14 protein-coding genes and 1 pseudogene are annotated in these 14,322 nt (G+C 53.5%); 6 read left to right on the top strand and 9 right to left on the bottom strand.

Translation table 11 applies throughout. The annotated features are described in order from the left end of the window. Positions 1 to 19: 19 nt before the first annotated feature. Positions 20 to 256, bottom strand: a complete 237-nt coding sequence (locus tag ACPXSQ_RS07445; protein WP_013026030.1) for a YobH family protein — start codon at positions 254 to 256, stop codon at positions 20 to 22. Positions 257 to 477: 221 nt separating this feature from the next. Here ACPXSQ_RS07445 and ACPXSQ_RS07440 point away from each other — a divergent pair, with 221 nt between their 5' ends. The 5 genes and pseudogenes from ACPXSQ_RS07440 (at position 478) to rlmA (ending at position 3,614) form a co-directional block, all read left to right on the top strand. Next, the gene (locus tag ACPXSQ_RS07440; protein ID WP_044042541.1) at positions 478 to 750 is read left to right on the top strand and encodes a YebO family protein; all 273 of its coding nucleotides are present in this window, start codon (positions 478 to 480) and stop codon (positions 748 to 750) included. An 18-nt stretch (positions 751 to 768) separates the two neighbouring features. Beyond that, complete coding sequence (locus ACPXSQ_RS07435) at positions 769 to 1,767, top strand: MBL fold metallo-hydrolase (protein ID WP_426143296.1); 999 nt, start codon at positions 769 to 771, stop codon at positions 1,765 to 1,767. A 534-nt stretch (positions 1,768 to 2,301) separates the two neighbouring features. Next, positions 2,302 to 2,420: pseudogene (locus ACPXSQ_RS07430) on the top strand (DUF2627 domain-containing protein). A gap of 37 nt (positions 2,421 to 2,457) precedes the next feature. Beyond that, positions 2,458 to 2,667, top strand: a complete 210-nt coding sequence (gene cspE, locus ACPXSQ_RS07425) for a transcription antiterminator/RNA stability regulator CspE (protein ID WP_001062678.1) — start codon at positions 2,458 to 2,460, stop codon at positions 2,665 to 2,667. Positions 2,668 to 2,804: 137 nt separating this feature from the next. Next, a complete protein-coding gene (gene rlmA, locus ACPXSQ_RS07420; protein ID WP_014593855.1) occupies positions 2,805 to 3,614 on the top strand; it encodes a 23S rRNA (guanine(745)-N(1))-methyltransferase in 810 nt (269 codons plus the stop codon). Here rlmA and ACPXSQ_RS07415 read toward each other — a convergent pair. The 4 genes from ACPXSQ_RS07415 to manX all read right to left on the bottom strand — a co-directional run bounded on the left by ACPXSQ_RS07415 (position 3,611) and on the right by manX (position 6,839). Continuing rightward, the gene (locus tag ACPXSQ_RS07415) at positions 3,611 to 4,069 is read right to left on the bottom strand and encodes a DUF986 family protein (RefSeq protein WP_014593854.1); all 459 of its coding nucleotides are present in this window, start codon (positions 4,067 to 4,069) and stop codon (positions 3,611 to 3,613) included. The genes rlmA and ACPXSQ_RS07415 overlap by 4 nt on opposite strands. An 89-nt stretch (positions 4,070 to 4,158) precedes the next feature. Beyond that, entirely contained in the window at positions 4,159 to 5,004 is an 846-nt protein-coding gene (locus tag ACPXSQ_RS07410) for a PTS mannose transporter subunit IID (RefSeq protein ID WP_013026024.1), read from the bottom strand. Between the two features lie 15 nt (positions 5,005 to 5,019). Further along, positions 5,020 to 5,820 carry a PTS mannose/fructose/sorbose transporter subunit IIC gene (locus ACPXSQ_RS07405; RefSeq protein ID WP_026020938.1) on the bottom strand — a complete coding sequence of 267 codons (801 nt, stop codon included), beginning with the start codon at positions 5,818 to 5,820 and terminating at the stop codon, positions 5,020 to 5,022. A gap of 44 nt (positions 5,821 to 5,864) precedes the next feature. Continuing rightward, positions 5,865 to 6,839 carry a PTS mannose transporter subunit IIAB gene (gene manX, locus ACPXSQ_RS07400; protein WP_014605701.1) on the bottom strand — a complete coding sequence of 325 codons (975 nt, stop codon included), beginning with the start codon at positions 6,837 to 6,839 and terminating at the stop codon, positions 5,865 to 5,867. A 501-nt stretch (positions 6,840 to 7,340) separates the two neighbouring features. Between manX and ACPXSQ_RS07395 the strand changes: the two genes are divergently transcribed. Further along, the gene (locus tag ACPXSQ_RS07395; protein ID WP_426143271.1) at positions 7,341 to 8,909 is read left to right on the top strand and encodes a TerC family protein; all 1,569 of its coding nucleotides are present in this window, start codon (positions 7,341 to 7,343) and stop codon (positions 8,907 to 8,909) included. 81 nt (positions 8,910 to 8,990) lie between these two features. On the opposite strand, the gene ACPXSQ_RS07390 is transcribed toward ACPXSQ_RS07395, so the two are convergent. The 4 genes from ACPXSQ_RS07390 to pabB form a co-directional block, all read right to left on the bottom strand. Beyond that, entirely contained in the window at positions 8,991 to 10,553 is a 1,563-nt protein-coding gene (locus tag ACPXSQ_RS07390; protein ID WP_014593851.1) for an EAL domain-containing protein, read from the bottom strand. Between the two features lie 213 nt (positions 10,554 to 10,766). Beyond that, entirely contained in the window at positions 10,767 to 12,131 is a 1,365-nt protein-coding gene (locus ACPXSQ_RS07385; RefSeq protein WP_158150758.1) for an L-serine ammonia-lyase, read from the bottom strand. Positions 12,132 to 12,317: 186 nt separating this feature from the next. Then, the gene (locus tag ACPXSQ_RS07380; protein WP_013026018.1) at positions 12,318 to 12,881 is read right to left on the bottom strand and encodes a CoA pyrophosphatase; all 564 of its coding nucleotides are present in this window, start codon (positions 12,879 to 12,881) and stop codon (positions 12,318 to 12,320) included. Beyond that, positions 12,882 to 14,240 (bottom strand): aminodeoxychorismate synthase component 1, encoded by a 1,359-nt coding sequence (gene pabB / locus ACPXSQ_RS07375; protein WP_105082148.1) that lies wholly within the window; start codon positions 14,238 to 14,240, stop codon positions 12,882 to 12,884. Positions 14,241 to 14,322 lie beyond the last annotated feature (82 nt).

Here is a 14,322-nt window from a genome sequence, read left to right as displayed (position 1 = left end):
GTGGCCCGCTTCAGTGCGATCAGTTATCAATCACGTCGCCACTCTTTTTCAACAGCGGGCAGTCGGTAACGCCCACGACGCCGCTGTCGGTGTGCAGATATTGTGCCGTGATCATGCCCCGTGCGGTCAGGTAGTTACACTTCAGGCCCAGACCTGCGGCATTCTTGTTACTTCCGGCCAGCACGCCATATCCGGTAAACAGCATGGCCAGCCAGATGATTCCCACAACAACAATTGCCCGAATGAACAGTTTCATTGTATCTCCTTATGATACCCAACGCAGTGTTCCAGTGACTGCTGCTTAACATGATGTACAGGGGCAGCATGCCTCGCTTTTAAAAGGGATGCGATCAGAGATAACTGAAAGAAGCAGATTGATACACATCATTTACGTCACCATTATCTTTTACTGCGCCACAGGGTAGAATGGCGGGTCGTCCCCTTTATTGTGATTTCACCTGGTATCTTGAGGCAGTTATGAATGAGTTAGCCGCTAATGCGGGTCCTGTGGTCAGCTTTGGCGTGATGGGAATCGTGCTGATTGTGGCATTGATGCTATGGTTCTATGTTAACCGCGCCAGCGTTCGGGCAAATGAACAGATTGCGTTGCTGGCGTCACTGTTAGAAGAGCAAAAGAAACAAAACGCGCTGCTTAAGCGGCTGATCGAGAGGCAAACGGGTGCCGCCGAGCAAAAAGCGGAAGAGCAGGCGGAAAGCAATGATTTTATTCGCCTGATCCCGGAACGTTAAATCCTGCATGGAGGCCGGATGGCCTGGAAAAATCCCTGGTATGACAGCAGTAAACCCCATCATACGCCGGAGGGGTTTCGCAACCCTGAACCTGATATGCGCCAACAGGGTGACCTGAAGCGCTGGCGTAAGGAACGTAAAGCGCAGGGATTACCGCATCCGCCTCAGCAGGGCTATGATGGTTTTAGGGCGCAGTGGTGGCAACCCGCCGACCTGAGCGGTGACGACGATCGCATCTGGTGGCTGGGCCATGCTGCGCTGCTGTTGCGGCTGAATCAACGCTATATTCTGATTGACCCCGCACTTTCCCGGCGGGCATCGCCATTGCCGTTTCTGGGGCCGGAACGCAAAACCCCTTCGCCGCTGACGATCGACCAGTTGCCACATCTGGATTACGTGCTGATCTCCCACAGCCATTACGATCATCTGGATAAGCCGACCATCAAGCAGATCGTACGCCACTTTCCAGAGGCGGTTTTTGTGGTTCCGCTTGGTCTGGCTTACTGGTGTCAACGCCGTGGCGTGAAGCAGGTACATCAGCTTGACTGGTGGCAGCAGAAAGCCTTCGAGGGTATTCAGTTTCATGCGGTTCCGGCCCGCCACTGGAGTATGCGCACGTTAACTGACCGCAACCGGTCATTGTGGTGCGGCTGGGTCATCCACACCGCGTCGCTGCGCTTTTGGTTCTCTGGGGACAGTGGCTACACTGAAAACCTTCATGCAATCGCCGCGCGTCTCGGGCCGTTTAATCTTGCCGCGCTGCCCGTCGGTGCCTATGAACCCCGCTGGTTTATGGCGGGGCAACATATGGATCCTCAACAGGCGGTGTCGCTCTGGCATGCAATAGGGCAGCCTCTCACGATCCCTGTTCACTGGGGCGTCTTTGAACTTGCTGATGAATCGCTGGATGCGCCCCCCGCAGAATTGCTGCGGGTCTTACAACAACGTGGGGAAGCAAGCAGGCATTTTACGCCCTGGCAGATAGGCGAGAGCCGCAGCCTGAGCTATATCGACTAGGCGTAGTCAGAGGTAATAACCTTTTCTTCTGACGCCACGGGATTCTGATTGAAATCAATATTCCTTCACGGCCCCCGGCAGGCGTAATTCAAAAAACGCCTGCATGCAAGCTGTAAGTGATTGCGTTAACGCTCAACTTATGATTTTACTGGAAATAAAATGTATATTTGTACGAAATAGAATTTATTGTACAAGCCTGCTGCAATAGTTTACCCGCGCTTCACTTATCGGCTCCTTTATTTGGTGCAACTTTGCCATATTAGTGCAATGTTATTTTTTTAATGTTATCCCTCTGGCTGGACGGCCGAGACGGCGTCAGATATCACCCTGTCTGGGCAGAAAAGCATTATATTATAGGGTTGTTGTGACTATTAGTGGCGTTCAGTACACAGGCTTATGTACCAGAAAGTACATTCTCTGGGAGCTGTCTTGCAAATATGTGAAAAGCGCCGACCGTGTTTATAAAAATGGCTTGCCATTATTTAGCGGATATGTGATAACAATTCGTGGGTTAAACGAGGTACAGTTCTGTTTATGTATGGCATCTTCAGTAAAGAAGTTACGAGTAAAGACGTTGACGTTGAATACCGCTTCCTTGCCGAACTTTAATCAGTGCCTCATTCAGTAATGTCTCTGTTTTATCTGTAGGTTAGCCTCCGGGCAAAATAAACACTTTAAGGAATTAGTAAAATGGCAAAGATTAAAGGTCAGGTTAAGTGGTTCAACGAGTCTAAAGGCTTCGGTTTTATCACTCCAGCTGACGGTAGCAAAGATGTATTCGTACACTTCTCTGCTATTCAGGGCAACGGCTTCAAAACGCTGGCCGAAGGCCAAAACGTTGAGTTCGAAATCCAGGACGGCCAGAAAGGCCCAGCAGCGGTTAACGTTACTGCTATCTGATTTCGCCTCAGACGGGTGCCATGCACCACAGTCTCAGATATTAAAGCCTTGGCCAACTGGCCGAGGCTTTTTTTACGCTTTCGCTATTGTTTCCCGTCAAGTACACTTCCGCGCGTTAATCTTTGCCGGAGCGCCTGATGTCTTTGAACTGCCCACTTTGTCACTTCCCCCTGACCCTGACTGACCGCAGCTGGCGCTGTGAAAATCGCCATCAGTTCGATCAGGCGAAAGAGGGCTACGTCAATTTGCTGCCCGTTCAACATAAAGGTTCACGTGAACCGGGCGACAGTGCAGACATGATGCAGGCGCGACGTGCGTTTCTGCAGGCCGGTCACTACCAGCCTTTGCGGGACAACGTGGTTGCCGTCCTTAACCAGCATCTGAACCAACCGGCTGCGCAGATTCTGGATATCGGCTGTGGAGAAGGCTACTACACGGGCGCACTGGCCAGCGAGCTCGCGCCTGAGGGCCAGGTTTATGGTCTGGATGTGGCGAAGATGGCCGTCAGGCTGGCGGCAAAGCGTTACGCCCAGGTTTTATTTTGCGTGGCATCAAGCCACCGCCTGCCGTTTGGTGATGCTTCGCTGGATGCGGTGGTCCGCATTTATGCGCCCTGTAACGAGACTGAGCTCAGCCGGGTCATTAAACCGGGAGGCTTTTTACTCACGGTCACGCCCGGGCCTCATCATCTTCAGCAGCTTAAGGCGCTGATATACCGCGACGTTCAACTCCACGCCTCGGAAGAGAAAAGCTACCAGGGATTTCGTCAACTCGCCCAGCATCGTTTAACGTATCCAATGACGTTGAGCGGGCAGTCTGCCACCACCTTGTTGCAGATGACGCCCTTTGCCTGGCGCGCGCGACCTGATGTGTGGCAGAGCTTAGCGGAAAGTACGCAGTTTCCCTGCGACGCAGACTTTATGATCACCCTGTGGCAACGCGATTAGCGTGCCTCCACCAGGGTCTGGTAAATGCGTTCCAGATCGTCAAGCTGTTGCACGGCGATAAGCAACCGCCGCTGCTCAAGCTGCATCACCAAAATACCGTCCTCGGAAAGATTGATGCTCTGTATCTGTGGATACGTTGTCCATCTGCCGGCATAAAACAGCCCCTGACTTTTCATCAGCAATTTGGGGCGGCGCACCCAGAAAAGCCAGAACGATAAAAAGCACAGCACCATCAAAAGCGTGGTCGTGAGTTTCGGCCCCTGATGGGTCAGATTGTTCCACAACAGAATGAGCAGTAAGCCAATAAAAATCAGGCTGTCTGCTTTGTGTTGGCGTTGGAGCGGGACACGTAAAAGCGCAGGGCCATGACGACGTGGTAGCACGGCTTCAACGTAAATAGCCAATAACAGAAGGGCAGCGATGCAGAGGGCGATGACGATGTCGGTCAATGACATTCTTCTTCCTTTACTGATTAAAGCCGGGCGTGAGTCACGCGACCACAATCTGAAAACATCGGGAGCCGCAGCTCCCGATGTGATGCCGGTTAGAGCCCGAGCAAACCAATCCAGTAGCCAAAAATACCGATAGCAAAAAAGCCCACAATGATCCACAGGGCATTGACCTTACGGCGCAGCAGCCACATACAGGCGAAGGTCAGCAGGAGCGGTACGATCCCCGGCATCAGCTGATCCAGAATCGACTGCACGGTTGTCACCGTGGTTTTTCCGGTTTGATCGGTGATGCGTGAAACCACCAACGGAATGTTGACGTGCGTCCACTTATTGACCAGCGCCCCCATGACAAACAGGCCGAGTATGGATGCCCCCTCGGTCAGTTTTTGCAGGAAGCCACCGCCCATATCGCTGACGATATCAATCCCCTTACGGTAACCATAAGCGACGCCGTAATAACGGGTTAACAGACGCGCCAGGTTAAACAGGATAAAGAACAGCAGCGGACCGAGCAGACTGCCGCTCATTGCAATCCCCGCGCCTAATGCCGCAAATACGGGACGAACGGTTCCCCAGAAAATCGGGTCACCTACGCCAGCCAGCGGGCCCATCAGGCCCACTTTGATGCCGTTGATGGCACCGTCATCAATCGCGGCACCGTTGGCGCGCTGCTCTTCCATTGCCATCGTCACGCCCAGCACAGGCGCGGCGACGTAAGGATGTGTATTAAAAAACTCCAGATGGCGTTTGATCGCCTGCTTACGATCGTCATTGTTTTCAGGATAAAGACGGCGAATGACCGGCACCATTGAGAAACAGAACCCCAGCGCCTGCATACGTTCAAAGTTCCAGGAGCCCTGAAACAGGTTTGAGCGTAAAAACACAGCGCGTACGTCACCCGGCGTCAGTTTCTTTTCGACTTTTGTTATATCAACCATGTTGTCACCTGTTCCTTAATCGAGTTCGTTGTCGAGGTCGTTAGCTGACGGTGATGCCGCAGGCGCACCGGCTGCGCGGTTATATTTCGGGCTGAGCTGGATATAGAGCACCGCCATCACCACGCCAATCACGCCCAGTGCCACCAGGTTAAAGCTGGTAAACGCGGCAGTAACGAAACCCAGATAGAAGAACGGCATCAGGTAGCCTGCGCGCATCATGTTAATAACCATGGCATAACCCACCACCACGATCATGCCACCCGCGATGTTCAGGCCGTTGGTGACCACCTCCGGAATAGAGCTGAGCAGGGAGTGAACCGCATCCGTTCCTACCGAGATAGCCACAATCAGCGCCGGAATCGCGATGCGCATGGCCTGAAGCAGTAAGGCGGAAACGTGGATCCATGAGATGGCCGTGAGGTTGCCTTTCTCCGCCGCTTTGTCAGCGGCATGCTGGAAGGCTACGGTCAGCGTACGCACGATGATAGTCAGCACCTGACCGGCTGCCGCCAGCGGAATAGCCAGGGCGATACCGGCACCGACGCTCTGTCCACCGGCAATAACCAGAATGGTGGAGATAATCGAGGCCAGCGCAGCGTCCGGGGCAACCGCAGCACCGATGTTCATCCAGCCCAGCGCAATCATCTCCAGCGTACCGCCGATGATGATGCCCGTTTTCATATCACCCAGCACAATGCCAATCAGCGTACAGGCGACTAACGGACGGTGAAACTGGAACTCATCCAGGATCGAACCCATCCCGGCAATACAGGCAATGATAAAGATTAATACAATTTGAAGTGTGGTTATTTCCATCATACTGCTTGTCCTCTACAGGATAGAAAAAGACGGCTGGCGCGTTATGCGCTCACCTTTGCCACCAGATCCATCATTTTTAGTTTTGGATCGCCCGAAACTTTACGCACCTCAAGTTCGATGTTGCGCGCGTTAAGTTGGCGAAATGCGGCGATATCTTTTTCATCGACCGAGACGGCATTGTTGACCTGGGTTTTACCCTGGCGAAAAGCCATGCCGCCAATGTTAACGCTCTTGATATCAACCCCTTGCTCAACAATCCGCAGGACATCCGTCGGGTTGGTAAACAGCAGCATGACCCGATCCCGGGCATATTTGGGGTTATTCCAGACGCGCACCATCTTATCGACGCCCACCACATGCGCGGTGACGCCCGGCGGTGCCACCTGGGTTAACAGCGTTTTGCGCACGTTGTCGTTGGCCACTTCGTCGCTGACAACGATGATGCGGCTGACGTTGGTTTCCTTGGTCCAGCGTGTAGCGACCTGCCCATGAATCAGGCGGTCGTCGATGCGCGCCAGGCAAATATTCATATGGTCGTCGGGGGTGAGAGGGCGACTGGCATGCGGGGCGCTGGCCGGGGCGGAGGGCGAGGCGGCAACCGCTGCGGGTTTTTCTTCAGGTTGTGCTTTTAAGGCTCTGACGCCTTCGCGACCGGTTTCTACCGCAATGGCCACCAGTTCGTCAAAAGAGGGGTTATCATCCCGCGCCATCAGGGTTTCCACCAACATGGGAATGTTTACCCCGGCGACCACCTCATAATGTGTTTTATCAACGACCAGCCGGCTGGCTGCATTGAAAGGGCTGCCGCCCCAGGTATCAACCAGAAAAAGCACGCCCTGTGAGGTGTCCAGTTCTGTCAGTCTTGCCTGATATTTCTCAATCAGCGTGTCCGCGTTTTCTCCCGGGACAAAATCAATCCATCCCACATTTTCCTGTTCGCCTAAAAGCATCTCTGCCGTTTTTAGCAGCTGCTCCGCTGCCCAGCCGTGTGTACCAATTACAAGAGCAATGGTCACGTGCTACCTCCGTTCGCTTGTTAGTTCCTCAGAACCTGAGGAACCGTTAAGAATTATCGCGTTAACAATATCCAAATCTTGTTAATGTGATTTAACCTGACTTCAACATTGCAGGGATAACTAACTCACTACGTGATGCCGGATTTATTTTAGTGTCCGAAAAAATAAATTTTGTGACATTGGTTGGTTATTTGCAGCATGAAAGAGGGAAGTTGAGTTTTTATGTCACTCAATGCCGTCTGGCGAAAATGTAAAAACAGGAAAATTTTTTGACCTCGTGGTACGAACTGATACATTAGCGATCTGTTTATTATTCAGGAGTAGCGGGCAGCAGCCCACCCTTATGGATCGTCACCGACGTTGCTTAACCTTGTCTTTGCGCTCTTCAGCGCGCCAATTTACGCCAGACCGCGTTTTCTCTGCTTTTCCGGGCTTCTCTCTGTCACGTCCTTCGACGCGGGCATGCGTTAGCGTAATCACATCCTTTTTCTGGAGTCACTAATGGAATTTCTGTTCGACCCCTCAATTTGGGCGGGATTGCTCACGCTCATCGTGCTGGAAATCGTACTCGGCATTGATAACCTGGTCTTTATTGCCATTCTTGCGGATAAGTTGCCTCCTAAGCAGCGTGATAAAGCGCGATTAATTGGTCTTTCTCTGGCACTGGTGATGCGCCTGGGGCTGTTGTCACTTATCTCCTGGATGGTAACCCTGACGCGCCCTCTGTTCAGCGTGGGGGATTTTAGCTTTGCCGGACGCGATCTGATTTTGCTGGCGGGCGGGATATTCCTGTTGTTTAAGGCCACCATGGAACTGCATGAGCGGCTGGAAAACCGTCAGCTGGAAAACAGCGGTAACCGTAGCTACGCCAGCTTTTGGGCGGTGGTGACCCAGATTGTCATACTGGATGCGGTCTTCTCACTGGATGCCGTGATAACTGCGGTAGGGATGGTGAATAACCTGCCGGTCATGATGACTGCGGTCGTGATTGCGATGGTGGTGATGCTGCTGGCTTCCAAGCCGCTAACCAAATTCGTTAACGCGCATCCTACTGTTGTGGTGCTGTGTCTGAGTTTCCTGTTGATGATCGGCCTGTCACTGGTGGCTGAAGGCTTTGGCTTTCATATTCCGAAAGGCTATCTGTATGCGGCGATTGGTTTCTCGATTCTTATCGAGTTGTTCAATCAGATTGCCCGTCGCAACTTCATTCGTCATCAGTCCCATCGTCCGATGCGTGAGCGCACCGCCGAGGCCATTCTGCGGTTGATGGGGGGACGTAACCGGGTGCAGAGCGCACCTGCGAGCACTGAAGAGCAGGCGATTGCCGTCGCGATGCCGCAGGAAGCGTTTAAAGATGAAGAGCGCTACATGATTAACGGCGTACTGACGCTGGCGTCACGTTCCATCCGCAGCATTATGACACCGCGCGGCGATATCTCGTGGGTGGATGCCAACCGTCCTGTGGATGAAATTCGTATTCAACTTCTGGATACGCCGCACAGCCTGTTCCCGGTGTGTCGGGGGGAACTGGATGAGATCATCGGCGTGGTCAGGGCCAAAGAGCTGCTGGTGGCGCTGGGTCACGGCGTTGACGTCGCGACCTTTGCCGCCAGCACACCGACGATTATTGTGCCGGAAACGCTTGACCCAATTAACCTGCTCGGCGTGCTGCGTCGTGCCAAAGGTAGCTTCGTGATCGTGACTAACGAGTTTGGTGTGGTGCAGGGCTTAATTACGCCGCTGGACGTGCTGGAAGCGATTGCCGGTGAATTCCCGGATGAAGATGAAACGCCGGATATCATCATGGATGGCGACGGCTGGTTAGTAAAAGGCGGCACTGACCTGCATTCTCTGCAGCAGCTTCTGGACTTCCATGAGCTGGTGAAGCCGGAGGAAGATCATGCTTCGCTGGCTGGCTTGTTGATTGCGCAAAAAGGGCAGTTACCTAAGCCCGGCGACGTGATCGATATCGAACCGCTGCACTTCCAGATTATTGACGCGACGGAGTACCGCATTGATCTGGTCCGGGTAACCAAAGATCAGCGTGACGACGACGAAGAAGAAGGTTAAGGCCACACCTGAAGATAAAACGCATCACGGAGTGATGCGTTTTTTTTGCGCGGAATAACGCGATGGCACACTTTTATCGCATTACAGGCCGAGGGTAAGCTGGTGCTGACGCAACCATTCCGGGAAGTCCTCCAGCGGCATGGGGCGGGCAAAGTAATAGCCCTGTAAATGTTCCACGCCCCGATCCCTCAGATAGTGGGCCTGTTCCTCGGTTTCAACGCCTTCCGCAACCAGACTGATGTTCAGGCGCTGTGCCAGAGAAATCACCATATCCGTCACGATGGCGTTGATGGCATCTGTGCCAATTGACGCGGTAAAAATTTTATCCAGCTTTAACACGTCCGGCTGCAAATCTTTCAGGTAGGACAACGAGCTGTGCCCGGTGCCGAAATCATCAATCGCCAGACGCACCCCAATGTCGTGCAGTTGAGAAATTACGGCCTGATCGACGACGGGCAGCGCATCACGTTCGGTTAATTCAACAACCAGCGTGGGAACGGGCTCGGCGGGCCACCAAAGCGTTTGCAGGTCTTCCAGAATGGCGCGGTCGCGGAAGTGGCTGGCAGCCACGTTAATGGCAATGTGAAAATGAGGGCTATGCGGAAGGTCGGGTAAGGCTTCGACAACGCGGTTCAGTACAAAGCGGGTTAACGGCTTAATCAGGTTCTGACGCTCAACAAGAGGGATAAAGACGTCAGGCGGAATCCAGCCCTGCCGAGGATTGTGCCAACGCAACAGTAGCTCAATGCCTTCACACTCAGACGTACGAGCATTGATCAACGGCTGGCAGTAAACCATAAACTCCCTGGCCGTAATGCCGTAACTAATCTGCCAGCTCAGACTCATACGATTGGCGGTCGCCAGCCAGACCACGTAGCCAATCAGTAAACTCAGCATCAGCGCCAGCGGCAACTGCGAGGGTAAAGATTCCAGCGCCAGGCGGGAAGGTGACGGACCATAGAGCGTCACGGTGTAAGGATAACGCAGTGAAGCCTCGGTATAGGTGACTTCATCCTCAGAAGGCTGCGTGGACTCAATCAACGGATTACCGTATTCCAGGCTTTTACCGTTGACGTTGAAAATGGCCCGTTCAACCCAGGGTGCCTGCGGCTCCAGCAGGTAGCTGCTCATTAATTCAATATTAATGGCCTGAAGAATGCCAGAACGATTATCCAGCGTCGTTGGCGTCCACAGTAATAAAACGGGTGAACCTTTAAGCAGATACTCATCCGTGGATAACACCATGCGCCGATCGTTAAGGGCCAGTTCGGGGTAGGTCTGACTAAATGAGATGTCCCGGGTGCCAAAAATACTGGAACAGTAGAGCGTGTCCCCATCGACCAACAGAACAGCGCGCACCGTTTGTAGTGACGAAATCTTTTCAATTAATGGAAAACGGGCATCCTGGCAGGGCATACCCACCAGGCCCAGCATGTTGTTCGCTGAGACGTCGAGAGGTGAAAACATGCGATCGAAACGCGTGATCGCCGTGTCGGCAAAGCTGATTGCTCGCTTTTGAATACGTGATTTTTCTTCAAAATAGCGAAAAGCCAGCGTTAATGTAAGAACAATCGAAGCAATCACCAGCGCAATAAGCAATCGCTTACGTCTGTATTGTCCAACATATTGCTGGGCCATGAACATCAAGAATCACCTTCCCAAAACCAGAAAATAGATATAGCTGGGTTGTTATCGGCACGGCCCGAAGCAAATTTAGGACCTGAGCGTAAAATGAAAGGTCATAAAAAAAGGAGAGCGACCCGAAGGTCGCTTTAACATTGTTAATATTTATAGCAGGCAGGGCTGACTAATGCACTGGTTAAAAAGCAGAAAGTTAGAAACAAATCTCAAAAAATATTAGTCACACTGAACTTTTATCGCCAGTCCGCCGCGGGAGGTCTCGCGATATTTGGCATTCATGTCTTTTCCTGTCTCGTACATGGTTTCAATGACCTTATCCAGCGAAACGCGCGGCTCGCTGGTGCGGCGCATGGCCATACGTGCAGCGTTGATGGCCTTCACGGAGGCAATGGCATTGCGTTCAATGCAGGGCACCTGGACCTGACCCGCCACGGGATCGCAGGTCAGACCCAGATTGTGCTCCATGCCGATCTCCGCAGCGACACAGACCTGCTCTGGACTGGCACCTAACAGTTCCGCCAGACCGGCTGCAGCCATAGAACAGGCAACGCCCACTTCGCCCTGACAGCCCACTTCGGCACCGGAGATAGAGGCATTCATTTTATAAAGAATGCCGATCGCGCCGGAGGCGAGAAAATAGCGAATAAAGATATCGGGCGTGACCGGTTCGATAAAGTGGTCGTAGTAGGCCAGCACGGCTGGCACGATGCCGCAGGCACCGTTGGTTGGTGCGGTGACCACGCGCCCCCCGGCGGCATTCTCTTCATTTACCGCCAGAGCAAACATGTTAATCCAGTCAATAACGACCATGGGATCGTTAGAGTGCTTGGCAGAGGAGATCAGCAGGCGGCGCAGTGACGCGGCGCGGCGCGGCACGCGCAAGGGACCGGGCAGCACGCCTTCGGTATTCAGGCCGCGATCGATACAGGCCTGCATGGTTTGCCAGATTGTTGCGAAATAGGCGTTAATGTCGTCACGCGAATGCAGTGCCAGTTCATTTTTCATCACCAGCCCTGACAGGGAAAGCCCGGTTTCACGGCAGTGCGACAACAACTCTTTTGCCGAGTGGAAAGGCCAGGGAACCGAAACTTCATCCAGCGCAGACTGACCAAAATGCTCTTCATCGACAATGAAGCCGCCGCCAACGGAGTAATAGGTCTTTGACAACACCAGCAGATCGCCCGAAAACGCCAGCAGGCGCAGGCCATTTTCATGCAGAGAAAGGTTCTCGCTGCGGAAGACCATGCCGCCTTCGCGAGGAAAATCGACTTCATGCGCGCCTTTCGCAACCAGCAGACGTTCCCGCTGCTGCACGTCTTTGATAAAGGCAGGAATGGAATCAATGTCTACGCTGTCAGGTGACTCACCCGCCAGGCCCATGATGATAGCGATATCGGTATGGTGACCTTTACCGGTCAATGACAGGGAACCATAGACATCGACGGCGATGCGTGTCACCTCATGCAGTTTGCCCTGTTCAGACAACAGATCCACAAACTGCTTACCCGCTTTCATCGGACCGACCGTATGAGAACTGGATGGGCCAATGCCCACTTTAAACATGTCAAAAACCGAAATCATGGGTGACACTCCTCACAAAAAAAACTTACCCTGCCGTGGCAGTTTATGGCGCTAATAGTAAACGGCGAAGCAGGATGAACGCGCTGCTTTTCGCATGAAATAAACTAATTAAAACCACGAAAAAAAATTATAGTGTGAGATCGCGCGGAAGCCCGTAAACAGGGTTAAAAATGAAAGCTGCGTCAACTAAAACGCAATTTGCTGACTCAGTGAACGAATAATGCCTGCTGTCATGCCCCAGACCAGGTAATCCTGATAGCGCGACAGCCACACAGGATGGCGAATACCGGCGCGGTAGTAGTCAAGTTCTGCGTAGCGGCTGAGGCGCAACGCTTCGGTCAGGGGCATTTCAAAAGTACTCACCACTTCATCGGGGTTGATGCGCAGCGCCAGGCGGTCCGGGATGATGCCTAACACAGGCGTGACCTGAAATCCTGTGCTGCTGGTCACCGCAGGCAGGCAGCCCAAAACCTCCACCTGAGCGGGTGAAATGCCCACCTCTTCCTGCGCCTCCCGCAAAGCGGTAGCGACCAGCGAACCATCTTCGGGGTCCTGCATGCCACCGGGAAAGGCCACCTGACCGGCGTGCTTACGCAGCCCGTGTGAACGCTGGGTCAGTAGAAGACCGGGCTGCTGACGTGCAACAATGGGAATTAACACCGCCGCATGGCGCCCAGAAAGCGGCTGCGTAGGTTGCTGAGGGGGCTGCAGCAGAAAGCGGGTGCGGAAATCCGCCAGGGTCAACGCCATTCAGGCCCCTTTTTCCAGCGCGGGCAAAATGCGGCTGACCTTATCCAGGGTTTCCTGATATTCCGATTCCAGCTCGCTGTCGGCCACTAAACCGCCGCCAGCCGAACAGTAGAGGTGATGGTCTTCGGCAATCAACGTACGAATCGTAATACTGGTGTCCATGCGACCACACACACTCAGATATCCGATGCTGCCACACCAGGCGTTACGGCGTTGCGGTTCCAGTTCATCGATAATTTCCATTGCACGAATTTTCGGCGCACCCGTGATCGAACCGCCGGGAAAGCAGGCGCGTAACAGATCGCAGGCCTGCAGATTTTCGGGCAGCGTGGCGCGAACGGTGCTGACCAGATGATGCACTGCCGGAAAGGGCTCCACCACGAACAGTTCGGGTACGCTTACGGAACCGGCCACGGCGACCCGGCCTATATCATTACGCAGCAGATCGACAATCATCAGATTCTCTGCCCGGTCTTTGGCGGACGTCCGCAGACTTTCGGCCTGGGCGGCGTCCTGCACCGGATCGCTGTCACGCGGTCGCGTACCTTTAATCGGGCGGGTCGTAATGACGTGTTGATCCAGCGCCATAAAGCGCTCGGGGGAAAGGCTGAGAATGGCGCTCTCCGGCAGGCGTAAAAAAGCGCTGAAAGGCGCGCGATTAGCCTGATTCAGCAAGCAGAACGCACGCCATTCGTCACCCTGATAACCGGCCTCGAAGCGCTGTGACAGGTTGACCTGATAGCAGTCACCCGCCTGGATATAGGCCTGGACCTTGCGAAAACGTTCCGCGTAGTCATCAACGCTGAGGTTAGCGGACCATTCGCTGGTCAGTGAAAACGGCGCACTTTCGCGTGTGGGCCAGCCTTCCAGCCAACTGAGCCGCTGCGCAACATCCTCTACAGCAACCAGGGTCAATGTCTGACGATGATGATCGGCAATTAATGCCCAGTTGTAGATGCCCACCGCCATATCCGGCGTCTGCAGATCGGCGGTGGCGATCTGAGGTAACTGCTCAAAGCGCCGTCCCAGGTCATAGCCAAACAGCCCCAGCGCGCCGCCCACAAAGGGTAAATCCGGATGGCGTGTTGGGGGGATGCCCAACGCGTTGCAGTAGTGCTGCACGAGAGAGAGAGGATCGTCCTCACTGTTTTCATGGCCATGTGCATGGCGAATTTCTGTTATCCTGCCACGCGTCGTCAGTGTGGTAAGGGGATCGGCGGTCAGGATATCAAAACGGTTATCGCTGTGATCGGCGTGCCCTGACGACAGCAGCATCGCCCATGGCAGATGCGCAATACGGGAAAAATAGTGCGTAAGGGCGTCAGGAGAATAACGTAGGTTATGAGTTTGAACGTTCATTGAGCACAAAATCTGACATCAGAAATGCCGTTAGACTGACATATTTTTTCCTGACTGGCACCTGTTTGTTCCCCATGAAATA

Origin of the sequence: Pantoea sp. EEL5, from assembly GCF_049892805.1 — a bacterium.
In the GTDB taxonomy this organism is placed as follows: domain Bacteria; phylum Pseudomonadota; class Gammaproteobacteria; order Enterobacterales; family Enterobacteriaceae; genus Pantoea; species Pantoea ananatis.
Note: the sequence above shows the minus strand (reverse complement) of the source record. Positions and strands in the feature narration are given on the sequence as shown.

Bases quoted from the DNA above. Each gene is read 5' to 3' on its own strand.
- ACPXSQ_RS07445 (WP_013026030.1), bottom strand. From the start codon at position 256: ATGAAACTGTTCATTCGGGCAATTGTTGTTGTGGGAATCATCTGGCTG.
- ACPXSQ_RS07440 (WP_044042541.1), top strand. From the start codon at position 478: ATGAATGAGTTAGCCGCTAATGCGGGTCCTGTGGTCAGCTTTGGCGTG.
- ACPXSQ_RS07435 (WP_426143296.1), top strand. From the start codon at position 769: ATGGCCTGGAAAAATCCCTGGTATGACAGCAGTAAACCCCATCATACG.
- cspE (WP_001062678.1), top strand. From the start codon at position 2,458: ATGGCAAAGATTAAAGGTCAGGTTAAGTGGTTCAACGAGTCTAAAGGC.
- rlmA (WP_014593855.1), top strand. From the start codon at position 2,805: ATGTCTTTGAACTGCCCACTTTGTCACTTCCCCCTGACCCTGACTGAC.
- ACPXSQ_RS07415 (WP_014593854.1), bottom strand. From the start codon at position 4,069: ATGTCATTGACCGACATCGTCATCGCCCTCTGCATCGCTGCCCTTCTG.
- ACPXSQ_RS07410 (WP_013026024.1), bottom strand. From the start codon at position 5,004: ATGGTTGATATAACAAAAGTCGAAAAGAAACTGACGCCGGGTGACGTA.
- ACPXSQ_RS07405 (WP_026020938.1), bottom strand. From the start codon at position 5,820: ATGGAAATAACCACACTTCAAATTGTATTAATCTTTATCATTGCCTGT.
- ACPXSQ_RS07395 (WP_426143271.1), top strand. From the start codon at position 7,341: ATGGAATTTCTGTTCGACCCCTCAATTTGGGCGGGATTGCTCACGCTC.
- ACPXSQ_RS07390 (WP_014593851.1), bottom strand. From the start codon at position 10,553: ATGTTCATGGCCCAGCAATATGTTGGACAATACAGACGTAAGCGATTG.
- ACPXSQ_RS07385 (WP_158150758.1), bottom strand. From the start codon at position 12,131: ATGATTTCGGTTTTTGACATGTTTAAAGTGGGCATTGGCCCATCCAGT.
- ACPXSQ_RS07380 (WP_013026018.1), bottom strand. From the start codon at position 12,881: ATGGCGTTGACCCTGGCGGATTTCCGCACCCGCTTTCTGCTGCAGCCC.
- pabB (WP_105082148.1), bottom strand. From the start codon at position 14,240: ATGAACGTTCAAACTCATAACCTACGTTATTCTCCTGACGCCCTTACG.